The 21,657-nt window shown below is 59.0% G+C and carries 17 protein-coding genes and 2 pseudogenes; 11 read left to right on the top strand and 8 right to left on the bottom strand.

Going from position 1 to position 21,657, the window contains the following annotated elements; all coding sequences use genetic code 11:
• Positions 1 to 52 precede the first annotated feature (52 nt).
• Both ACZXDY_RS12400 and ACZXDY_RS12395 read left to right on the top strand, forming a co-directional pair.
• Positions 53 to 1,282 (top strand): ABC transporter substrate-binding protein, encoded by a 1,230-nt coding sequence (locus ACZXDY_RS12400; protein WP_464345672.1) that lies wholly within the window; start codon positions 53 to 55, stop codon positions 1,280 to 1,282.
• A gap of 543 nt (positions 1,283 to 1,825) precedes the next feature.
• Positions 1,826 to 6,982, top strand: a complete 5,157-nt coding sequence (locus tag ACZXDY_RS12395) for an ATP-binding sensor histidine kinase (protein WP_464345703.1) — start codon at positions 1,826 to 1,828, stop codon at positions 6,980 to 6,982.
• Here ACZXDY_RS12395 and ACZXDY_RS12390 read toward each other — a convergent pair.
• Positions 6,924 to 7,313, bottom strand: a complete 390-nt coding sequence (locus ACZXDY_RS12390; RefSeq protein ID WP_349642664.1) for a response regulator transcription factor — start codon at positions 7,311 to 7,313, stop codon at positions 6,924 to 6,926. The two genes, ACZXDY_RS12395 and ACZXDY_RS12390, sit on opposite strands and share 59 nt — an antisense overlap.
• Positions 7,314 to 7,673: 360 nt before the next feature.
• Between ACZXDY_RS12390 and ACZXDY_RS12385 the strand changes: the two are divergent.
• The 4 genes and pseudogenes from ACZXDY_RS12385 to ACZXDY_RS12370 form a co-directional block, all read left to right on the top strand.
• Positions 7,674 to 8,345: pseudogene (locus ACZXDY_RS12385) on the top strand (IS630 family transposase); the annotation flags it as partial.
• Positions 8,346 to 8,720: 375 nt separating this feature from the next.
• Positions 8,721 to 9,038, top strand: a complete 318-nt coding sequence (locus ACZXDY_RS12380; protein ID WP_464345671.1) for a hypothetical protein — start codon at positions 8,721 to 8,723, stop codon at positions 9,036 to 9,038.
• A 137-nt stretch (positions 9,039 to 9,175) separates the two neighbouring features.
• Positions 9,176 to 9,811 carry a response regulator transcription factor gene (locus ACZXDY_RS12375; RefSeq protein ID WP_464345702.1) on the top strand — a complete coding sequence of 212 codons (636 nt, stop codon included), beginning with the start codon at positions 9,176 to 9,178 and terminating at the stop codon, positions 9,809 to 9,811.
• Between the two features lie 1,309 nt (positions 9,812 to 11,120).
• Entirely contained in the window at positions 11,121 to 12,161 is a 1,041-nt protein-coding gene (locus tag ACZXDY_RS12370; RefSeq protein WP_464345670.1) for a LysR family transcriptional regulator, read from the top strand.
• A 103-nt stretch (positions 12,162 to 12,264) separates the two neighbouring features.
• Here the strand turns inward: ACZXDY_RS12370 and ACZXDY_RS12365 are convergent, their stop codons facing one another.
• Positions 12,265 to 12,951, bottom strand: coding sequence for a redoxin domain-containing protein (locus ACZXDY_RS12365; RefSeq protein WP_464345669.1), 687 nt, complete (start codon positions 12,949 to 12,951; stop codon positions 12,265 to 12,267).
• A gap of 1,101 nt (positions 12,952 to 14,052) precedes the next feature.
• On the opposite strand from ACZXDY_RS12365, the gene msrB reads away from it, so the two are divergent.
• The 5 genes and pseudogenes from msrB to ACZXDY_RS12340 form a co-directional block, all read left to right on the top strand.
• Positions 14,053 to 14,505, top strand: coding sequence for a peptide-methionine (R)-S-oxide reductase MsrB (gene msrB / locus ACZXDY_RS12360; RefSeq protein WP_464345668.1), 453 nt, complete (start codon positions 14,053 to 14,055; stop codon positions 14,503 to 14,505).
• Between the two features lie 2 nt (positions 14,506 to 14,507).
• A complete protein-coding gene (gene msrA / locus ACZXDY_RS12355) occupies positions 14,508 to 15,020 on the top strand; it encodes a peptide-methionine (S)-S-oxide reductase MsrA (protein WP_028164528.1) in 513 nt (170 codons plus the stop codon).
• 431 nt (positions 15,021 to 15,451) lie between these two features.
• Positions 15,452 to 16,222: a DUF1993 family protein gene (locus ACZXDY_RS12350; RefSeq protein ID WP_464345667.1), complete on the top strand. Its 771-nt coding sequence runs from the start codon at positions 15,452 to 15,454 to the stop codon at positions 16,220 to 16,222.
• Positions 16,223 to 16,241: 19 nt separating this feature from the next.
• Entirely contained in the window at positions 16,242 to 16,472 is a 231-nt protein-coding gene (locus ACZXDY_RS12345) for a hypothetical protein (protein ID WP_464345666.1), read from the top strand.
• Positions 16,414 to 17,052 (top strand): annotated as a pseudogene (locus ACZXDY_RS12340) (DDE-type integrase/transposase/recombinase); the annotation flags it as partial. The gene ACZXDY_RS12345 and the pseudogene ACZXDY_RS12340, both read left to right, overlap by 59 nt.
• On the opposite strand, the gene ccoS reads toward ACZXDY_RS12340, so the two are convergent.
• From ccoS to ACZXDY_RS12310, 6 genes are read right to left on the bottom strand one after another with little or no spacing between them, the layout of a single operon-like run.
• On the bottom strand, positions 17,049 to 17,243 hold the full coding sequence (gene ccoS, locus ACZXDY_RS12335; protein WP_035690432.1) for a cbb3-type cytochrome oxidase assembly protein CcoS: 195 nt from the start codon (positions 17,241 to 17,243) through the stop codon (positions 17,049 to 17,051). The pseudogene ACZXDY_RS12340 and the gene ccoS sit on opposite strands and share 4 nt — an antisense overlap.
• Positions 17,240 to 19,519: a heavy metal translocating P-type ATPase gene (locus tag ACZXDY_RS12330; RefSeq protein ID WP_464345665.1), complete on the bottom strand. Its 2,280-nt coding sequence runs from the start codon at positions 19,517 to 19,519 to the stop codon at positions 17,240 to 17,242. Before ACZXDY_RS12330 ends, ccoS begins: the two co-directional genes overlap by 4 nt.
• A 48-nt stretch (positions 19,520 to 19,567) precedes the next feature.
• Positions 19,568 to 20,365 (bottom strand): DUF2189 domain-containing protein, encoded by a 798-nt coding sequence (locus ACZXDY_RS12325; RefSeq protein WP_028164530.1) that lies wholly within the window; start codon positions 20,363 to 20,365, stop codon positions 19,568 to 19,570.
• Between the two features lie 5 nt (positions 20,366 to 20,370).
• Positions 20,371 to 20,616: a hypothetical protein gene (locus tag ACZXDY_RS12320; RefSeq protein ID WP_028164531.1), complete on the bottom strand. Its 246-nt coding sequence runs from the start codon at positions 20,614 to 20,616 to the stop codon at positions 20,371 to 20,373.
• A complete protein-coding gene (ccoP, locus tag ACZXDY_RS12315; RefSeq protein WP_464345664.1) occupies positions 20,613 to 21,494 on the bottom strand; it encodes a cytochrome-c oxidase, cbb3-type subunit III in 882 nt (293 codons plus the stop codon). The genes ACZXDY_RS12320 and ccoP overlap by 4 nt, the downstream gene beginning before the upstream one ends.
• The gene (locus tag ACZXDY_RS12310) at positions 21,485 to 21,655 is read right to left on the bottom strand and encodes a cbb3-type cytochrome oxidase subunit 3 (RefSeq protein WP_464345663.1); all 171 of its coding nucleotides are present in this window, start codon (positions 21,653 to 21,655) and stop codon (positions 21,485 to 21,487) included. Before ACZXDY_RS12310 ends, ccoP begins: the two co-directional genes overlap by 10 nt.
• Positions 21,656 to 21,657: the final 2 nt, after the last annotated feature.

The raw sequence follows: 21,657 nt of genomic DNA, 5'->3' as shown, positions 1-21,657 counted from the left end.
CGAGGTCTCCAATAGCAATAGACACATTCATTGGTTCACAAGCAGGAACGAGATGTCCTTCGTCGCGCGACGATTGGCGGCGTTTTCGACCGCCATCATAATGCTTGCTGCCAGCGGAGGCAGCGCACTTTCCCAGAAGAAATACGATGCCGGCGCAACCGACACCGAAATCAAGATCGGCAACATCATGCCCTACAGCGGGCCAGCGTCGGCTTACGGCATTACAGGCAGGACCGAGGCCGCCTACTTTCGCAAGATCAACGGCGAAGGCGGCATCAACGGCCGCAAAATCAACTTCATTTCCTATGACGACGGTTACAGTCCACAAAAAGCCGTCGAGCAGGCGCGCAGACTGGTTGAGAGCGACGAGGTCTTCCTCATCTTCGGCTCGCTTGGCACGCCGACCAACACCGCCATTCAGAAATATCTGAACGCAAAGAAGGTGCCGCAACTGTTCGTGCAGACCGGCGCGACCAAATGGAACGATCCGCAGAACTTCCCGTGGACCATGGGTTGGTCGCCCAACTCTCAGAACGAAGCACGGATCTACGCGAGGTATATTCTGAAGGAAAAGCCGAACGCCAAGATCGCCGTCCTCTACCAGAACGACGATTACGGGAAGGATTATCTCAAAGGCCTGAAGGATGGCCTCGGCACCAAGGCTGCGTCGATGATCATTGCCGAAGACGCTTATGAGGTGGCCGAGCCGACCATCGACCAGCACGTCGTCAAGATGAAGTCGCTCAATGCCGACGTATTCGTCGACATCACTACGCCAAAGTTCACGGCGCAGGCCATCAGGAAGGCGGCCGAGATCGGCTGGAAGCCACTGCACGTCCTCAACAGCGTCAGCACCTCCATCGGAGCCGTCATCGAGCCCGCCGGTTTCGAAAACGCACAGGGCATCATTTCGGTGGCCCATCTGATGGACGCGCTCGATCCGCAATGGACGGATGATCCCGGCATGAAGGCCTTTGACGACTTCCTCGCCGACGATTTCCCCCAAGGCAATCGGGCCGATAGTCTGGTGATGACAGGCTTCAATATGGCGCAGACGCTGGTGCAGGTGCTCAAGCAATGCGGCGATAACCTCACGCGCGAGAACGCGATGAAGCAGGCTGCAAGCCTCAAGGACTTCAGGACCACCAACCTGCTGCCCGGCATCAAGATCAACACCGGCCCGATCGATTTCGCGCCAATCAAGCAGGTGCAGTTCAGGAGGTTCAAGGGCGACAGATGGGAGCTGTTCGGGCCTATACTAGGCAGCGAAATCGGAGGCTAGAGCGCTTTATTCGATCATAGCGGCGGATACGATCCGGCGCGTCGTCTCCGACCTTCAACGCGTGCGGTGCCACGTCTGTATCCCGGAGCCAGTCCAAGAGGTGGAAGGGGGTCTCGGAGGGTCCGCTCGTGCGCATCCTCGCAGACAGGGACATGGGTGAGGTCAAGCTGCACGCCGTCCGGCGCGCAAAGCTGCGAAGCCGTCCGCGCGTGCATTCGTCGACTTGCTTGCTTCAAGTGCCATCATGATCCTTTCTTCTGGGTCGCAGTCCCGCTCAGAGTCCCCTCGGGACCAGCGGGCATGGCGCTTATTGACCCCTGTGTGCTGCCGTAGCGAGTAAAGCTGGGCAGATCGCTCCAAATTGCTGCTAAGAAAGAAGGAGAATCCGCGTCCGTCGTACCCGGCAAGACCATGAGGACGGCTGGCATTTCTTGGGTGATAGGGTACGATTTCTCCAGGCTAGGGACAGGCCGCGCGAGCGGCACGCGAAGAGCTTGATCAGCCGACTTCAAGCCGAAGCCCGACGCTGGAGTCTGACAGATGGTGCAGCAGTCGCCGAACGTCGCGTACTCGGATCTGCGACGCTGCCTGGCGGAGTGGGAAGCGTGCCATCGCATTGATAACTTCCCGCTCGGCCTGCAGGACACGCCGAACCAGCTGCTGATCCCCGAAAAGCTGTACGGACGAGATCGTGAGATCGCGACGTTGCTTTCCTGCTTCGATCGCATCATCAAGACCGGTGTGCCAGAGTTGGTGCTGGTCTCCGGATATTCCGGTATCGGCAAGTCCTCTGTCGTCAATGAGCTGCACAAGGTGCTCGTACCGCCCCGCGGCCTTTTTGCCTCGGGTAAGTTCGACCAATACAAACGTGACATCCCTTATGCCACGTTCGCGCAGGCCTTCGGGGGTCTTGTCCGCTCGCTTCTCGGCAAGGAGGAAGAAGAGCTGAGCATCTGGCGCGATGGCTTTCGCCAGGCGTTGGGGCCAAACGGGGCGCTTATCATCGATCTTGTCCCCGAATTAAAGCTAATCATCGGAGAACAGCCGCCGGTTCCTGTCCTTCCGCCATTGGATGCGCAACGCCGATTCCAATTGGTATTCCGGCGATTTGTCGCCGTATTCGCACGGCCGGAGCATCCGCTTACGCTGTTCCTCGACGATTTGCAGTGGCTCGATGCAGCAACGCTCGATTTGCTCGAAGATATATTGAGCTGGCAGGACGTGCAGTACATGATGTTGATCGGCGCCTACCGAGACAACGAAGTGGACTCCGCCCATCCCCTTACGCGCAGGCTCGAAGCGATCCGCAAAGCTGGCGCGATAGTGCAGGAGATCACCCTCGCGCCCCTGGCCCGTGAACACTTGGGACAATTGATAGCGGATTCCCTTCACTGCGAGCCGGAGCGCGCCACCTCGTTGGCGCAACTGGTTCAAGAGAAGACCGCTGGCAATCCGTTCTTCGCTAATCAGTTTATTTATGCGCTTGCCGAAGAGGCGTTACTGATTTTTGACCACCGCAATGCGCGATGGTCTTGGGATCTGAATCGCATTCACGCAAAGGGTTACACCGATAACGTGGTGGACCTCATGGTTGGGAAGTTGACTCGGCTGCCCGTTCGAACTCAGAACGCACTGCAGCAGCTTGCCTGTTTAGGCAACAGCGCGGATTTCGCACTACTTACGAAGGTCTACGGAGGCTCGAAAGATGTCGTGCATCGCGATCTCCTGGAAGCGGTCCGAGTTGGGCTCGTTCTCCACTCAGAAAGCGCCTATAGATTTCTGCATGATCGTGTCCAGGAAGCAGCTTATTCACTAATACCTGAAACGGCCCGTGCCGAAGCTCATATTCGAATTGGCCGCCTCCTCGCAGCGGGCATTCCGCCAACGCAGATCGAAGAGAAGATCTTCGATATCGTAAACCAGCTCAATCGTGGCTCTCATCTCATGACGTCAGATCAGGAGCGTGAGCGGGTCGCAGAATTGAATCTAATTGCAGGTAGACGCGCGAAGATCTCAACGGCGTATACTTCAGCGCTTTCGTATCTCGCTGTTGGGCGGGCGTTGTTGACCGAGGAGATTTGGGACTACAACTACGAGCTCATCTTCGCCATCGAATATCTAACAGCCGAGTGCGAATTGCTGACCGCGAGTAAGTTGGCGGCCGAAAATCGACTTTCGATGCTAGCGCGTCGTGCCAGAAGCGGCTCCGATACCGCCGCCGTCACACGTTTACGGCTCACGCTTTATACCACTTTGGACCAGAGCGATCGCGGCGTCGAGATATGTCTTGAATACCTCCAGCGTGGAGGCGTTGGTTGGTCACGTCATCCGACCAGTATTGAAGTACAACGCGAATACGATCGGATCTGGTCCCTGCTTGGAAGTCGACAAATCGAGGAACTCGTCGACTTGCCTTTGATGACCAATCCGGACTTACTCGCTACTCTAGATATATTAGCCGAGTTTCCGGCAATGCATATCGAGGAGAACTTATCTTCGCTCGTTGTTTGTCGAATGGTGAATCTGAGCCTCGAGTATGGCAATAGCGATGGGTCATGCTTCGCTTATGTGTGGTTCGCCCAGATCGCCGGACCTCGCTTCAGCAACTATCAGGACGGTTTTCGTTTCGGCCGGCTTGGCTATGAACTGGTAGAGAAGCGCGGCTTAAAGCGCTATCAAGCCCGAACGTACATGTCCTTCGGAAACATCGTCATGCCGTGGGCAAGACATGTCTTAGAGGGACGTGATCTGGTACGTCGCGCCTTTGCTGCCGCCGACCGCGCAGGGGACATTACATTTGCCGGTTATAGCTGTAGTCACTTGATAACCAACTTTTTGTCAGCGGGAGAGCCGCTGGCTGAGGTGGAACGGGAAGCCGAGAGGGGTTTCGAGTATGCGCAGAAGGTTCGGTTCGGTTTCGTCATTGACAATCTCGCCATGCAGCTCGGATTTATTCGGACGCTTAGAGGACTAACTCCGACGTTTGGCTCCTTCAATCACGATGGATTCGATGAACTTCGATTTGAGCGCCACCTAGCGAGTAATCCGGTCTTGAAGCTGCTCGAGTTTCGATATTGGGTCCGCAAGTTACAAGCCCGGTTCTTCGCTGCGGATTATGCTTCCGCCACGGATGCGTCACTGAGAGCGCAACAGCTACTCTGGACGTCACCGTCACATTTTGAAACGGCGGAGTATTGCTTCTATAGTGCGCTCAGCCACGCGGCAGCATGGAATTCGGCATATCCGGACGAGAAACACCGACATTTTGAGCCGCTTGTGGCCCACCACAAACAACTCGAAGTATGGGCGGCGCGCTGTGCGGAAAACTTCGAGAACCGCGCTGCGTTGGTTGGTGCGGAGATTGCCCGGATTGATGGCCGCGCGTTCGATGCCATGAAGCTTTACGAACAAGCCATCCTTTCGGCACAGGCAAACGGCTTTGTCCACAACGAGGCGCTCGCCAAAGAGTTGGCGGCGCGCTTTTACGGCGCGTGCGGCTTCGAGCAGATCGCGCACCTATATCTGCGAAACGCCCGGGACTGCTATCTGCGCTGGGGCGCGAACGGCAAGGTGCGTCAACTCGATGTGATGTATCCGCGCCACAGAATGGAAGAGCTCGCACCTGCTCCGACAAGCACAATCGTAGCGTCTGTCGAGCAACTCGACCTCGCAACGGTGATCAAGGTGTCGCAGGCCATATCGGGCGAGATCGTGTTGGAAAATCCGCTCGAAATGCTTATGCGCACGGCGCTTGAACAGGCTGGCGCCGAACGAGGCTTGTTGATTTTTTCTCACCGGGCGGAGCAGCGGATCGCCGCCGAAGCCACGACCGATGGCGATTTGGTGACCGTGCATCTGCACGACGAGGACGTGGCTGCGACAGTGCTGCCGGAGTCGGTGCTCCACTATGTCCTGCGCACCCGGGAAAGCGTTATTCTCGACGATGCGTCATCCCACAATCCATTTTCTGCCGATCCCTACATCGTTGAGAGTTATCTCCGTTCTATTCTCTGTTTGCCGTTGATCAACCAGGGAAAGCTTACAGGCGTTCTCTACTTGGAGAACAATCTGGCACCCAGAGTTTTTACACCCGATCGCGTCGCTTTGTTGAAGGTGCTTGCGTCGCAGGCAGCGATCTCGCTTGAAAATTCGCGGCTTTATCGTGACGTCGCAGATCGCGAAGGGAAGATTCGCCGTTTGGTCGATGCCAACATCATTGGGATCTCGATTGCCGACCGCGAAGGTCGAATTCTTGAAGCCAATGACGCGTTTCTACGTATCTTAGGATATGACCGTGAGGACTTGGTTTCGGGCCCCGTGCGCTGGACCGAGCTGAGCCCTCCGGAATGGCGCGAGCGCGACGTATTGATTCAGGCAGAACTGAACTCAACCGGGATAGTTCAGCCCTTCGAGAGGGAGTATGTTCGGAAAGACGGCAGCCGTGTTCCCGTACTTGTTGGCGCCGCGATGTTCAAGGAAGGAGGCGACAAGGGTCTTGCGTTCGTGCTCGATTTGACGGAGCGCAAGCGGGCGGAAGAGACGCTGCGGGCGAGCGAAGCTAAGTTTCGCGCAGCCATTGACGGGATAGCCGGACTCGTTGCGATCATGGCTCCGAGCGGTGAACTCGAATCCGTCAACAGCCCACTCACCGAGTATTTCGGCCGGACTGTCGAAGAGCTGAAGAACTGGGGGACAAGCGATGCAGTACATCCTGAAGACCTTCCCCGTGTCCTTGAAGCTTATGGGACGTCCCTCGCCGCCGGTACTCCCTTCCATCACGAACTACGCCTGAGACGCTATGACGGCGAATATCGGTGGTTTGAAAATCGCGGCGCCCCGATTCGCGACGAGTCCGGGCGTATCACTCGTTGGTACTGTCTGCTGACTGACATCGAAGATCGCACGCAAGCGCTGGCGCGATTGCAGCAGATGCAATCAGATTTTGCCCACATGAACCGCGTGAGCGTGATGGGAGAGTTGGCCGCCTCGCTTTCACATGAAATCACGCAGCCAATTGCTAGCGCGCGCAATAACGCGCGAGCGGCTCAGAATTTCTTGAAGATGCAGCCGCCAGACCTAGGCGAGGTCATGGAAGCACTTGCCTGCGCCGTCGGAGATACCGATCGGGCCGGGAACATCATCGACCGCATTCGTGAGCACGTCAAGAAGGCGCCGCCGCGAAAGGAGCGTTTTGATCTTAATGTAGCGATCAACGAGATGATTGTATTGGCGAGAAGCGCAATCATTCGGTATGGCGTCTCAGTCCAGACCCGGCTTTCGGAAGGACTGGTCCAAATCCAGGGGGATCGGGTTCAACTGCAACAAGTCTTGCTGAACCTGATCCTGAACGCAGTTGAAGCAATGGATTCGATTGAGGTGGGAGTACGAGAGCTATTGATCAGTACCGAGCAAGATCAGACAGGCGTCCTCGTGGCCGTGCGCGATTCCGGGCCGGGCATTGATCCGGCGCATCTCGATCGAGTCTTCGACGCCTTCTACACCACGAAGTCCGGCGGAACAGGCATGGGGCTGTCGATATGCCGCTCTATCATCCATGCTCATGGGGGCAAGCTGTGGGCGGAAGCGAATGAGCCTCGTGGCGCCGTATTTCAGTTCACCTTGCCCGGCACCAACCGCGAAGTCACGAGTCCGCTTCAGGTGGGTGACCGGACCTCAGAGCTGCACAAACACATTGGGTGAGATGCGCTTCGTCAACTGGCTTGCGCAGGTAGCAGACGACCCCGTCGTTCAAGGCGTGAGCCCGATCAACATCATCGGGGAAAGCGGTCACGAGAATTGTCGGAATCGCGCGGTCCGTGTCGATGAGGCGTCGATAGAGCTCGAGCCCCGTCATGACAGGCATGTGGATGTCGGCGATTAGACAGGCTGTTTCGGCGAGGCGCGGGGACGCGAGAAATTCGGTTGCAGACGAAAAAATCTCGACCGTATAGCCCAGCGATCTCATGAGCCTACCCATGGACTCACGAAAGAACCGATCATCTTCAACGACCGAAATCAGTACCTTTTTCATCATGCCCCCTATGGCCATTCGCTCGACCCGTCGTGCAGCCAATCATAGGGACGCTCCGCATCGAATTGCTTGATATCTGAGAGAATGCCACCAGTATGCCGCCTGTGCCCCATAAACTTTGGCTTATCTGGACATTTCCGGCATGGCTTGTGATCGAGGCGTCCGCCTGGACGAAAGCAGTCGCGGGACCGCGGCCGGCGAACTTCTAAAGCGCGATGGCGTTAGGTTGTATCGATTTGGGATTCCCAAATCAGTCTGTTTCTGATTCACCATGCTGGCCGGGAAGGAGGCCAGCACGGATGGGTAAGCTTTAGTTCTCTTGATCTTTGAAGGCGTGTGATTGCGGCGATCGAGGGCTGGATGTCGCGCAATCAGGCGGCCAAGCAGTTTGGGGCTGCGATCAGCGCCGCCATTAACTGGATGAAGCGGGTCGATGAGACCGGCAGCGTTGCTCCGGGCCAGATGGGCGGTCACAAGCCCAAGGCAATTTCGGGGAACACCCAGTCTGGCTATCGCAGCGGATCAGGGGCGACGATATCGTCCCTGTGCGGGCTCGTGACCGAGCTCGCCGAGCGCGGCTGAAAGTCGACTACCACTCGGTGCGAGACCTCGTTCATGCCGAGAAGTTCAGCTTCAAAAAAAGCGTGGGGGCTGGCGAACGCGATCGTCCCGACGTGGCGCTGCGGCGAGCCCAGTGGACAAAACATTAACATCGCGTCGCAGCTAAGCGGCCGGTTTTTATCGACGGACCAGGACCGATATAGCTCTCTTACGGAGATGGACGCCGCGGGGACAGAGGCTCTCCGCCAAGGTTCCACACGGCCGCTGGAAGACCATGACCTCCCTTGCGGCATTGCGTCATGACCGGATGCATTGTGGTTCATCGAGGGACCAAGCAATGGCGAGAGCTTTCGGACCTATGTTGAGAAGGTTCTCGTTCCGACTCTTCGTCCCGGCGATATCGTCATCATGGACAATCTGGGCAGTCACAAGGGAAAAGCCGTGCGCCAGTTCATTCGCTCCGCCCGTGCCATCTCATCATGCTTTAGGACTCGTCCGAGCGCCCTAAGCCTTCGGATCATCGTCCCGCCCCCTTTGGATGGCCCGAGCTCAACCCGCGCTCAATTGAGCCGTTGGTCACAATCCTTTTAGGCTTAGTGCATCCGAAATGCACACGGGCCAAAAGGAGAAAACAATGCCTTACCGCTTGGAAAGTCACGGGTCTGACAAGGCCATGCGATGCACAGTCTGTGAGGTTGGTCTCGTCCGGCATTATTCGTGGCGAACGCCGCTTTGCTCCAGGAAATGCGTCTATCGCTTCAAGGCGCGCCGCCAAAGTGACCACAATTAGAAGGGCTGGTTCCAAATCGCTTTCGACTAGTCGCCCGAAAACCGCGCAAGCGCGTCATGACGCTTCAGATCTCACAACGAGGCAAGGAATATTTTAAGACAGCGCAGACTTTGCTTCGCACTGCCAAAACCATGACGGACCAAGCGATTGCGGCTCAGCTCAAGGCTCTTGCCGACGACTACGAGCGGCGAGCCGAGAAGGCTTCGCTCGACGATGCAAAGCATTGCTCGATCCGCCTGCTAGCGCTGAATACGAGTGGCATACCTGAGCTGATGGACAGCTTCCCTCAGCGGTTATCTAGACGACCAGAGATAGAATTTAAGCCGAATGTCAGCCCAAGCGTCAGAGGGGGCGAGCTGTGTCAGCGCGCGTAAGCTTTGGTGTGCCCGCCGCTCATCCTTAAGAAAAAGGGACTGTTCAGGTTCAAGGATTGGGATTAGAAATGCGCTGTCTGCCGGACCTGCAAACCAAGATGCAAGCTGATTTTCGCGATCTCTTCCGAGTGGTAGCGATGTCTGACGCAACCTCCACCGTGTTGGTCATCGACGACGATCCGGATCTACGCGCGTCGGTCGGGCGCCTGCTGCGATCACTCGGCATTGACGTTCAACTATTTGCCTCCATTTGCGACTTCCTCAAATCCGATCCACCGGATTGCCCCACCTGTCTGGTGCTCGATATCAGATTGCCCGGCCAAAGCGGCCTCGATTTCCAGCGCGAGCTAGCTGCGGCAAACAGGGAGATCCCGATCATCTTCGTCACGGGCCACGGCGACATACCGATGTCTGTGCAGGCAATGAAGCGGGGTGCGATCGAGTTCCTGACCAAGCCGTTCCGCGACCAGGATCTTCTCGATGCCATTCAGCTTGGCTTGGCCCGCGATCGTGCGCGGCGGGAGAATGACAAGGACTTGGTCTCCCTTAAGCGGCGTTTCGCCTCCTTAAGCCCCCGGGAGCGCGAGATCGTAGTTCAGGTGGCGCGCGGCCGCCTGAGCAAACAGATTGCCCACGATATCGGCATCGCCGAGGCTACGGTGAAGGTGCATCGCAGCAGGGCGATGCAGAAGATGCAGGCCGGTTCGCTTCCAGAACTCGGCCGGATGGCTGACAAGCTCAAGCTTGTGCCTGACACGCCGCAACGCTCTTAAGGTGTGCGTTTTTGCGCGATGTACTATTCGCGCGGACGCATGAGTTAAGCGGTCGCGCAATCTCCAAAGCAAACCAACAGAACAAGGCCGACGGGCGCTACGCCGGCGACTTTTTCTTGCAACCGCCGGCTCGTGGATCCGGTTCCGCTGCGATTCTCTGCACTGAGTACCAGGGCAAACGAAGAGCAAGCTGCTGTGCACTTGGCGGTCAGCATCGATTGAATCGTTACGATAGCGCGAATGTACGGAAGGAGCACCGCATTACCGAATCTGGATACAGCCAATTATACGCCGGCTTATTGATCACGAAGTGCCGCGCAGATGCGCGGTAGCCTCAAGTTTCTCCTCTTGGATGACGATTGCGATTTGCACCAAGCGCTGCCATCGCGAAATGATCCAATCTGTGATCCCGCCATGGCACTTACAATGTGCGCCGATTGAAGCCGTCTCCCGGCTTGTAAATCTAGGTTTAGCAACGTCACCAAATCTGTCATTGCGCGCCACCCGCGTGGAATAGCTCGCAGCCCTCCAAATCGTCAGATTGCGCTTCACTAGCATCTTTGCGGGGATGGGCACTTGCCAAAGCAAGCGAGTTCATTATGCGATCGACTGCCGCTTTCGGGACGCTCGGAACAATTTCATCTCGAACCGGAGCTAAAACGTCGGACGCGCCCATTAGCACAGCCAACTGATCCTGACCTCTAAACCACGGCGCATTCTTCGAGCCGACGTGGGTTGACCCAGCGGTCCAGACCACTGAGGTGTTGCACACACTATAGATGAAAGCGCCATGCAATACTCACTCAACAAATGTTGCAAGAATAAGAACGCCGTAACAAGAACTGCGCTTAACGCCGCGATCAAGCCGCTCTATCTCTCGTCCGCAATAACATCAGGCACAGCAGGGTCACGGAGAACAAGGATGCGCGCCATATCTGAGCGTCAACTGCATCGCCTAACAGCGGCGATGTGACCGTCAAGGACACCAAGCGTGGCAATGCAAGATTTAGACGATCGGATACGTGTTTCGGACTCTCGGATTGAGCTTGTGCTCGTCTTGGGGACACCGACGATACTTTTCGCTGGTCTGGCGGCTACGATATTCTACGCAACCGCCCACGTTAAAAGGAAACAACGTCGGTCAGAACACTTTGCCGCAAGATGAGAAACATTTCCGAAAGGCGAAGGTCGACAATTCCGAGCCGGCACACAATATCTGTTTCCGTGGAAGCTCCGCGACAAACCGCTTGACCAACTATGGCAACGAACCGGAACGATCCGAACCACGGGAAAACTTTCGAGTATGAGTATGCGACTGCAGCTTTATCAGGTGCGATATTTCTTGGCCCTAGCAAGGACGCTCAATTTTACGCAGGCTGCGAAGCAATGCAATGTGACGCAGCCGGCGCTCACAAAGGCGGTACAAAAGCTCGAGGAAGAACTCGGTGGCGCGTTGATTCACCGTGAACGTCACCTCACCCAGCTGACCGAGCTAGGCAAGATGATTTTGCCTACGCTGGAGAAAATATTTGCCGCCGCGGAGGCGGTGCGGCTTCAGGCGCGAGGCTACCAAAAGAAGACAATCGCCCCGCTCAAGATCGGGTTGGTGCCGTCAGTTTCCGCTGCACTCATCACGGAATTGCTCTTGGAGCTCGCCAAGATCATTCCTGACCTTCGAATCGATCTGCGCGAGGCGGATGCCAATCGACTCGTTGCAATGCTTTTGGATGGCGAGATCAATGCCGCACTCGCCGGTGACGCCGTGGAGCTACCTGAGCGTATTGATCGCTGGCCGCTGTTCGAGGAGCGATACGTGCTCGTCGTGTCTCGGGAACATCCGATGGCGAGGCGAACAGTTATCCCCCTCCAAGACTTGCATGAGGCGGTATTTCTCGAAAGGGTCGGTTGCGACGTCGCCGGCCGATTCAAGCAGGCCTGTTTTGCCAACCATCCAGGCCCTAAAGTGGTGCACAGGAGCACTGAGGAACGGCATCTTGAGCAGATGGCATCCGCCGGCTTTGGAGCCATGCTGGCGCCAGAGCACGCTTCCAGGCTACCGTTGCTCGCCGCTATTCCAATCGAAGGCGACCCCATCCGCCGCGAGGTGCAGCTTTTGGCGGTGGCGGGAAGGCAATATTCGCCGGCGCTGGACGCCTTTATCAAGGTCGCTCGCGTTCGCGACTGGACGAGTGCGCTGGACAAACTCCGCCGCGCATCTGCCCCTGCCTCGAACAAGGACAATGTTGGCAAGGCTGACGCACAAGGTGCGAGCGCCTTGGTCCAAATCATGGGCCCCAGTCCTGCCTCCCCATGCCCGAGCTTGTCGCGGGCATCCAACCGTCGTTGCTGAAGTGACGCGAAGTCGTGGATGGTGGGGACAAGCCCGGCCATGATGCCGTTGCAGTCGCCACGTGTAGCCTCTTGAATTGACTCGCCTTATTTCCGGTCAGGCTCTAAGGGCGAGGCTCAGGCCCATCCAATTTGGACAGGGCAGCAAGCACCGTTGCGGTCGTCGCTCCCGTGATGGAGCCCGGCCCGACACACGCTCGACGGATGATCCCCCGTTGGTCGAGGACATAGGTGGCCGGCATTGGCAACATCCAAAAGGAGAAGCCATGGGGAGCGGAGAGATCAAGGCCGCGCTGCAAGAGATGGCTCTTTATCTCCGCCGGCACCACGGACACCAGGCCGAACGAAAGGCTCACCCCAAGATCTAGGTCGGAGAGGATTTCCAGATCCAGTCGGTGATCGCGCTTGAAATTGCGTGGCAAGTCTCCGGTCTCGGGCGTTATGGCAATTGCTCTGGCGCCGGCAGCGCGGATACTAGGGGTGGCCCGGTGAAGAGCGAGTATTCCAGCTGCGCACAATGGGGACCAAGTCCCGTAAACGAAGGTGACGATCAACGGCGCAGTTTGTCGCAATTCAAAAGATGAAACGAGCTTTCCATTTGCCTCGGGGAGAAGGAAATCGGGGGCAGGGTCATTCGCCCTCAGCGCGCCATCAGGAACGCACGCCTCTCGCAGCCATGATGAAAGCAGCTGGTCGGCTTGGATGTCTAGCGTGCGAAAGCCGCTCAAGGTCCCTGTGGAGGCTTCGATCGGCGTACTGACCGGGCGCCCCTTCAAAACTTCGTCGTCCATTCTCGTTCTCCCCCCAACGGTGCCCCTCGCGGCGCCCGTCCGCATATGTTTCTTGCATGGTGACCGTGCGTTCTCGAAAACGAAAATTCAAATTTGGAATGGTAGTCGTTGACGAATAATCGCTAGGAATAGTCGGCGGCCGCAGATATCGCGATGTACTGCGGCGCACACGAAGCACCAAGCGCCGCTTCCGTAGAGGAAACCACGACCGATGACTCCTATAGTCACCGCGCCCGTGCTCCCGCATACCGAGCGACAGAATGAGGAGGCAGAAGCCAACCATAGAACTGGACAAACTGGTACACCATGACTAATCCTCCGAACCGACGTCCATATGGAACTTCACGGCGAATAGCTTCGAGCGAAGACGATAGGCATCGTAGCAAAGATGAAACGATATCGTGAAGTCATCGTGAAGTCGGACTGAATTCGTAGGAGCTTGAATGTGGTAAGTCCAGACATTGCTCAGTCGTTTTCCTTAGTCTGCGGCTTTCCGTTCGCGCTCTCTGTCCCAGCCAGCAACGCCGCGTGTCAGGCACGCGCTTTTTTGCGTTACGGCACCTACGAACGGCGACAGGCCCGCCTTCCTACCGCGAGATGTATCCGGCAGCGAAAGAGCACTTCTCGGATAGAAAACTGAAGAAGGCGACAGAAGCAAACTACGTTCGCCATCTGGAGTCGTCTATTAAAAGGATAACTAGAAAGAATTTTGGCCGGGTACCCAAGAACAAGCGCGACGACCTTTTCGGCTGGTATTTCGCAGGGAGTCCTCGCCCGACCTCAGCCGGTAACGGTTGAGGCTGACGACGTCGCCGCCGCGCGAACAGGCTCGTCCGCTTTCGGTCGCGAGGCTTCCGCACGGTGACGCAGTACCGCCGCCCCTCGTGCATGCCTTCGCCGTTGCCGCTCGGCATCGCGGAGAGCGCCGATTCAAAGTTCTGTTCCAGCAGTGTCAGACCCGTCGCCTGGGCCAATGAATCGACCCGGCAGATTGAAGCGCGTCCGGTGTCGATCCGCATGGCATCGTTTCGATAGCCGGCGGTAATTGGACGGTCGACCACCCGGTGCCTATCTCAAATACTGAACAAAGGAGCTTCGCGAATGCCTACCTACAGGAAAAACCCCGAAGCGGTCTCGAAGTTGACTCCCGAGCAATACCGCATCACGCAAGCTGACGGGACCGAGCGCCCCTTCGCCAACGAATACTGGGACAACAAGGAGCCGGGCCTCTACGTCGACGTGGTTTCCGGCGAGCCGCTCTTCGCATCCTTCGACAAGTTTGACAGCGGGACGGGATGGCCGAGTTTCACGCGGCCTCTCGAGGCCGCGAACGTCGTCGAGAACGCGGACAGCTCGCACGGCATGACACGGACCGAGGTTCGCTCCAAGCACGGCGACAGCCACCTTGGCCACGTTTTCTCGGATGGGCCGCGCGACAAGGGCGGGTTGAGGTACTGCATGAACTCGGCCTCCTTGAGGTTCATCCACCGCGACCAGTTGGAGGGCGAGGGGTACGGCGAGTACGCAAAGCGCTTCGCAAAGCAGGAGGCTTGACGATGACAGCGACTACAGAACGCGCGATCCTGGCAGGGGGTTGCTTCTGGGGAATGCAGCAGCTGGTGCGGCGCTTGCCCGGCGTCGTCTCGACGCGGGTTGGGTACTCGGGCGGCGACGTCAAGAATGCCACGTACAGCAACCATGGCACGCACGCAGAAGCGATCGAGATCACGTTCGATCCGAGTCAGACGAGCTTCCGCGACCTGCTGGAGTTCTTCTTCCAGATTCACGACCCGACGACGCCCAATCGGCAGGGAAACGACCGAGGCACAAGCTACAGGTCGGCGATCTTCTACACGAGCGAGGAACAACGCCGCGTCGCCGAAGACACTATCGCCGACGTTGAGGCTTCAGGGCTGTGGCCGGGCAAGGTCGTGACCGCACTCTCGCCCGCTGGCGATTTCTGGGAGGCGGAGCCCGAGCACCAGGATTACCTGGAACGCTATCCGAACGGCTACACCTGCCACTTCGTCCGTCCGCATTGGAAGTTGCCGCGGAGAAACGCCGCTTGACGGCGACCGCAGTGTCTGTGGCCTGCGGCGCACAGCCTCACGGCGTGTGCACCATAAATCGTTTGCCAAGTGTCCTCGCCGCCCCGGCGAAGTCGCTCACAACGCGACAAGGTGGCGAGTTTGGACGGCCGGACACAGCTTTGAGGTTCTCGACGTGAAAATACTAGTTCGGCCGCAACCACCACTCGGTCGGCCGCAACTGGATATTTGTTCAGCGTCTTCAATAAGGCAACGAAGATCGAACCGATCAAGACCCCAGATCAGGTTGGAGCGCGGAAGGGCTCTTCATCCGCAGGCTGGATGTCTGCGTGAGATGGCATCGACCCCGCTGTGCCGAAGCCGAGCTGATATGGGCCTGAGCGCCATAAAGGCTTCTGGACGTGGCAGGCGAGCCGTTCTGGCGTAGATCGCGACAAGACCTCGACAAGTTGATGACCACCTTGGACGTCACCTTCGTCATGCTGTCGGAGTGCGTGCTTGCGGCGGGTGCGCACAAGGTCGACGCGCACATGGCGAAGTTGACGCAACACGACCCGTCAGGCGCCCCGCAGCACCCCGATGATGTATCTGGCAGCGAGACTCACGGCTTCCTGCGAAACGTGCATCCGGATGAGATCGCCGGCGCGCAGTCCCACACATATGAGCCGACGCCGTCCATCCTGCGCGGATGGTTCGGCGGCGACGACCACATCCGGTACCTGGTGCTGCCCGGCTTCTTCTTCCACATCTCGATTGCGCACGTGATCCTCAGGCACCTTGGAGCGAAGATCGGGAAGCGCGACTATCTTTGCAACCCCACTCAACAGAGCGGCGGTGACTACTCGTGTGAGACGGGCGCGGGGCGCGGCACGGATAGAGCCCTTCAAGGCAGTAAAGCAAGTTTAAGTGATGCCGCTAGTGAGCGTGTTGCGAGAGATCATCGGCGCGCTGCAAGGCGAAGCGAAATTCGAGGCTGCCGTAAGCGAGTTGCGAGGGATCGACTGCGCTCGCGTAAGCTTCCTAGCGCAGGAGGAAATTGCAGCCTCCTGCGCAGGAGCCGTCGGCTGCGACATCACGCAGCTGCCCGGCGTCGAGATCGGCTTGAGCGACGACCGGCGACAGGTTCGCACACTTGCGACCTCGCTTGCGGCCACCGCCGTCCTGGCGGCGGCTGGTGCAGCACCCGCGTCGGCCCTGCTGGCGGGACTAGCTTCCGGGGATAGTGTGGGCGGGCTGGCAGCCTTGTTCGGCCAGCGCCACGAAGCCCACGTGCACGAGTGGTCCGAGAGCCAGATCCTCAACGGCGCCATCGTGTTGACCGGCCACTCCGCCAGTGCAGAGCAGTTCGAGGCCGCCGCTATTATGGGCCGGCACCAGAGCTACGGCCGCTGGTATGCATCTGACCCGCTGATTCCTGCATCGGTGCCTCCGGCGGAACGGCATCTGCCGGTTGCCGGAGATCACCGGCGATAAGACCATGTCCGATCGGCTGCTTCCACATCGACATCGGCGAGGTGAGGACTGAGGAGGGCAAGCTCTATCTCTTCGTCGCCGCGGACCGGACCTCGAAATGCGCCTTCGCCCGGCTCATGCCGAAGGCGACCGCGCGCGAGGCTCGCGCCTTCCTGGCGGCCTTGGTGGTGCGGTGCCGTATGAGATCAACACCGCGCGCACCGACGACGGCATTCAGTTCGCCGATCTACTGCCCAGAAACCGGCGAGGGACCTACCGCCAGATGGCGTGGCCATCCCTTTGATCGCGCCTGCCGGAGCCATGGCATTGAACATCGGCTGAGCCAGCCTAATTCTCCCTGGAGCAATGGTCAGGTCGAGCGAATGAACCGCACCCTCAAGGAGGCGACCGTCCGGCGCTATCACTAAGAGGATCCAGCTCCGCGATCACCTCGCGGCATTCCTCGTTGCCTACAACTTCGCCAACCGATTGAAGACTTACAAGGCTTCACACCCTATGAGCGAACAGCAAAGCTTGGACGGACAATCCCGGGCGATTCAGATACGATCCAATCCACCTCACATCGGAACTGAACAACTAGTTGCGGTGACTCGGCTTGTCCCCGTGCGCCCTCGCTGTGTTGTCAGGCCCATCGCGACTTTCGAACAGGATTCGTTCGGCGGCGCCCGCAAGATCGTCATATTGGCCGCTTCGCAGTGACCACATGAACGCGCCGAGCGCTATGGCGCCGAGCGCGAGCGCAACGGGAATCAGGAAGAAGTAATCTGTCATCGGGCTTTCTCCATCGCAAGTGCCCGGCCGGAGATATCGCCAGCGGGCGCGCGCCCGCGCGGCTCTTTGCGCGAGCGCCAGCCCTGCAGTCGCAGGGCATTGGCGATCACGAGCAGTGACGAGGTCGACATCGCCACCGCCGCCACCAGCGGTGTCACATGGCCGAGGATCGCGATGGGCACTGCAATGGCATTGTAGCCGATGGCGAGGATGAGATTCTGGCGCACGAGCTGCCGCGCATTGCGCGCAACCGCAATGGCCTGCGCCACGGCGAGAAGACTGTCGTGCAGGAAGACGAGGTCGGCGGCATTGCGTCCGACATCGGCGGCGGTGGCCGGAGCCATGGATGCATGGGCGGCGGCGAGGGCAGGCGCGTCGTTGAGACCGTCGCCGACCATCAGCACGCGGTGTCCTGCCTCCATCAGATCAGCGATGTGTTTCGCTTTGTCCGCGGGCGAGACGCCGGCGCGGTAGGCAAGTCCGAGGTCCGATGCAAGATGGCGTACCGGTTCGTCTCGGTCGCCAGACATGATCTCGACGCGGCATCCTTGATTGGACATGGCAAGCACGGCCTCGCGGACGTCCGGGCGAAGATCGCTATCGAAACGGAAGGTCGCGCGCAGCCGCCCGTTCTCGGAGAGGACAACGCCGGTGGTGGCCGACTGTTCGGCTGCCGCCGTCAGCGCCCAGTCCGCCCGGCCCAGCCTGTAGGTCGTCGTGCCGATGGTGGCCTGCATTCCAGCGCCCGGCTGCTCTGAAAGATCGTTCAGCGCCACAGGCGTGACGGCATTGTCGCGTCCCGCGGCGACCAGCGCGCGCGAGTAGGGATGACGTGAATGGGCCGCGATCGAAGCGGCGATCGCCAGCGCCGCGAGATCGATGTCATTGCGATTCATGAGCCGGAGCCGATCCATGGTCAGCGTTCCAGTCTTGTCAAAGATTACGGTGTCGACTTTGGCGATGCGCTCCAACGCGCCGCCGTCCTTGACTATGACGCCGCTCTCGAACAAATGCCGCGCGGCAACGACCTGCACCATGGGCACGGCAAGGCCGAGCGCGCAGGGGCAGGTGATGATCAGCACCGCGATGGCGATGGTTGCCGCGCGATGCAGGTCGCCTTCCACGATCATCCAGCCGATGAATGTCAGGAGTGCGGTGACATGCACGACCGGCGCATAAAGCCGCGAGGCGCTGTCCGAAACGCGCCGGTAGACCGAGCGCCCGGCTTCGGCCGCTTCCATCATTCGTACCATTTCGGCGAGAAATGAATCTTTCGCGGCAGCCGTCGCGACGATGGTGAGCGGGCCGGTCAGGTTCAGCGTACCCGCGGACAGCGCCGCGCCCGGTGCAACCGGCTGCGGCAGGCTCTCGCCGGAGACCAGCGCGCAGTCGATCTCCGATTGTCCTGTTTCGACGCGGGCATCGACCGGCACGCGCTCGCCCGCCGCCAGCAGGATGTGCATATTCGGCCGGATCTCGTTCACCGGCAGATAGGCGTGGGTGCCGTCGTCCTGCACCACGAGCGCGCCGCGCGAGGACAGGCGGGCCAAGCCTCGGACAGCGGTCCGTGCGCGCTCGCGCATCATGTGATCGAGCGTGCGGCCGATCAGGAGAAAGAACAACAGTGATATTGCGGCGTCGAAATAGGCGTGCGCTTCATGATGGAACGTTTCGTAGAGGCTCATGCCCAAGGCAAGCAGCACGCCGATGGAAATCGGAACGTCCATATTGGTCTGGCCATGGCGCAACGCGCGCCAGGCGGAAGAAAAGAATACGCGGCCCGAATAGATCAGCGCGGGGAAAGCGATCAGCGCGGAGATCCAATGAAACATGTCGCGGATCGGGGCGTCCGCGCCGGACCATACCGACACTGACAGCAGCATGATGTTGCTGGCGGCGAAACCTGCCACCGCAAGCGCGCGGATCAATTCTTTCAGTGTCTCCTCGGTCTTGTCCGTGCCCGCATCGTGAAGGTACGCGTCGTAACCGATTTTGTTGAGTGTCTCGATGAACGGTGCGGGCGGTTTGTCCGCCTGCCAGCGAATTGCGACCCGCTTGGAGGAGAGATTGACCCGCGCTTTTTCCACGCCGGGAAGCGCGCCGAGGGCCACTTCGACCTTCTGGATGCAGCCGCCGCAGTGAATACCCGGCACCGAGAGGTCAGTCTGGCGGACGCCGTCGCCGATGATACGGCTCGCGAGCAACACTTCCTCATTCGCGGTGTGGGGATCGGCCATCGCGAGAGCGAGTTCAGCGCTGGGCGCACAACAACTCATCGGCACTCCGTTTCTGCACTTCGCCGGCATTCCGCCGGCGGCGTGTCGTTATATTGCGGCTTCGACCGCCATCGCGCTATAGGCGTGCCAGGTGCCGTGCCCGAGCAGGGGAAACACGATGATCAGGCCCAGCATTCCAGTGGCAAGGGAGAGCAGGAACAGTGCAAGCGCAATGGCACCCCAGGTCAGCATCACGGTCAGGTTGTTCCAGACCAGCGCCATACTCGAGCCCATGGCGGTGAGGGCGTCAACGCGCTTGTCGAACATCATGGGAATTGAAAACGCGCTGATGGCAAACGAGAAGGCCGCGAACAGTCCGCCGACGGCGCTTCCGACAATGAGCATCGCCCAGCCGACCGGCGTGGTGAATAGCATCGGTGCGATATACTCGAGGCCGGGAAACGGCACCAGGCCGAAAAACAACGCGTAGATGATCACCGCCGCGCGCATCCATGTGATCATCAAAAGGCACAACAGGACGCCCACGAACAGGATCTGTCCGCCGCATCGCGGCCTGACGAAGATCATGTTCGCGAGATTGACGGGCAGGCCGGCGGCGAGGCGGCGGCTTTTTTCATACAGGCCGATTGCGAGGATCGGGCCCACCACCATAAAGCCGGCGAACGCAGGAAATAGGATGTAATCCCACTCTAGGCGAAACAGGCCGTCGACAATCGCAACGGACGCGAGAAAGATCATCAGGCCGTAGCTCAGGCTCGTCATCGGCTGCACGGTCAGGTCGTGCCAGCCTTTCGTAAGCCATGTGAAGGCATCGGCGGGAACAAGTAAGCGATGCCAGCGGTTTTTTGTGGGAAGCGGAGGCAAGACGGTCGGGATCATGGTCATGTCGATCATTCCACCTGCGCTTTGGTTGTCATGGAGGGTTTAGATGAACACGACGAGGTCGCCGCGCTGAAGCTATTGGTGCCGTTGCCTTCGCCGTGCGGGAGATGAGCGACGCAGTCCGGCTGTGAGGATACAGCCACGTAAAGCAGATGCGCATTGGCGGCGGCAAACACGATCAGTCCGATGCCGATCGACAGCCAGACAATGGACTTCGCCTTCCACCCACCATGGGATGCCGCCGCGCTGCTCATGGGGCGGGCATCCTCTCATCGAAAAGGTAGAGCGCCAGGATCTTGCGATCGAGCGGTGTCAGGCGGCCCTCCCATGACGGCATGTGGCCCTGCCGCCCATTCCACAGCGTGTTCGTGATCGTCTGCACGTCGCCGCCGTAGATCCAGAACTTATCGGTCAGGTTCGGTGCGCCCACGTCGCTGTTGCCCTTAGCGTCCTCGCCATGACATGTGGCGCAATTGGCAGCGAATATCTCCTTGCCAGCGTCCACATCGCCGGGCTTTGCGGTCTTCGCGGTGGATGGATCGGAGAGCGAGCGCACGAAGGCCACCACTTCGTCGATATCAGCTGGCTGGAGAATCTGATCATGGCCGAAAGCCGGCATCTGCGAGGTGCGGCTGTCGGGATGCGGCGAGTTGATGCCGACGCGGATGGTCTCGGCAATGGCGTCCGGATCGCCGCCCCACAGCCATGAGGTGGTGGTCAGGTTCGGGAAGCCGTGGCCACCCTGCGCGTTGAGCCCATGGCACGCGGCGCAATTGTCGCCGAACACGGTGCGGCCGGTCTGACGCACGATGTTCATCAGCGCAGGATCGGCTTGAATCTCCCGAAAGCTTTTGGCCTCGATCTGCTTAGTCCATGCGCTGCGGCCGAAGGCGGCTCGCTTCAGCGAGTCCTGTACGATGTTGCGTTGGTCGAGGCCGAGCAGTCCTTTGGTGTAGCTGACGCCGAGTGGCCACGCGGGCATCAACACCCAGTAGCCGACCGAAAAGACAAAAGCAATCAACAGGAAAAAGTACACCGCGCGCGGAACGGGTGTGTTCAATTCCTTGATGCCGTTCCACTCGTGCCCGGTCGTGAGATAACCGGTGTAGTAGTCGCGTTCTTCTACCGCCATGGTCCATCCTCGTTGTGCAGGACCGACTTCGCGGCGCGATCGAACGTGTTTTTGTTCGACGGCCAATAGGCGTAGACGACGGTGATGATCGAGAGTGCGATCAGATAGAACAAGCCGAACGACTTCGAGAACCACACCAGCGTACCGTGTCCGAGATCCATGA

The sequence above is a fragment of the Bradyrhizobium sp. LeoB3 genome, from assembly GCF_055456055.1.
This window is presented reverse-complemented; position numbering and strand designations above follow the sequence as displayed.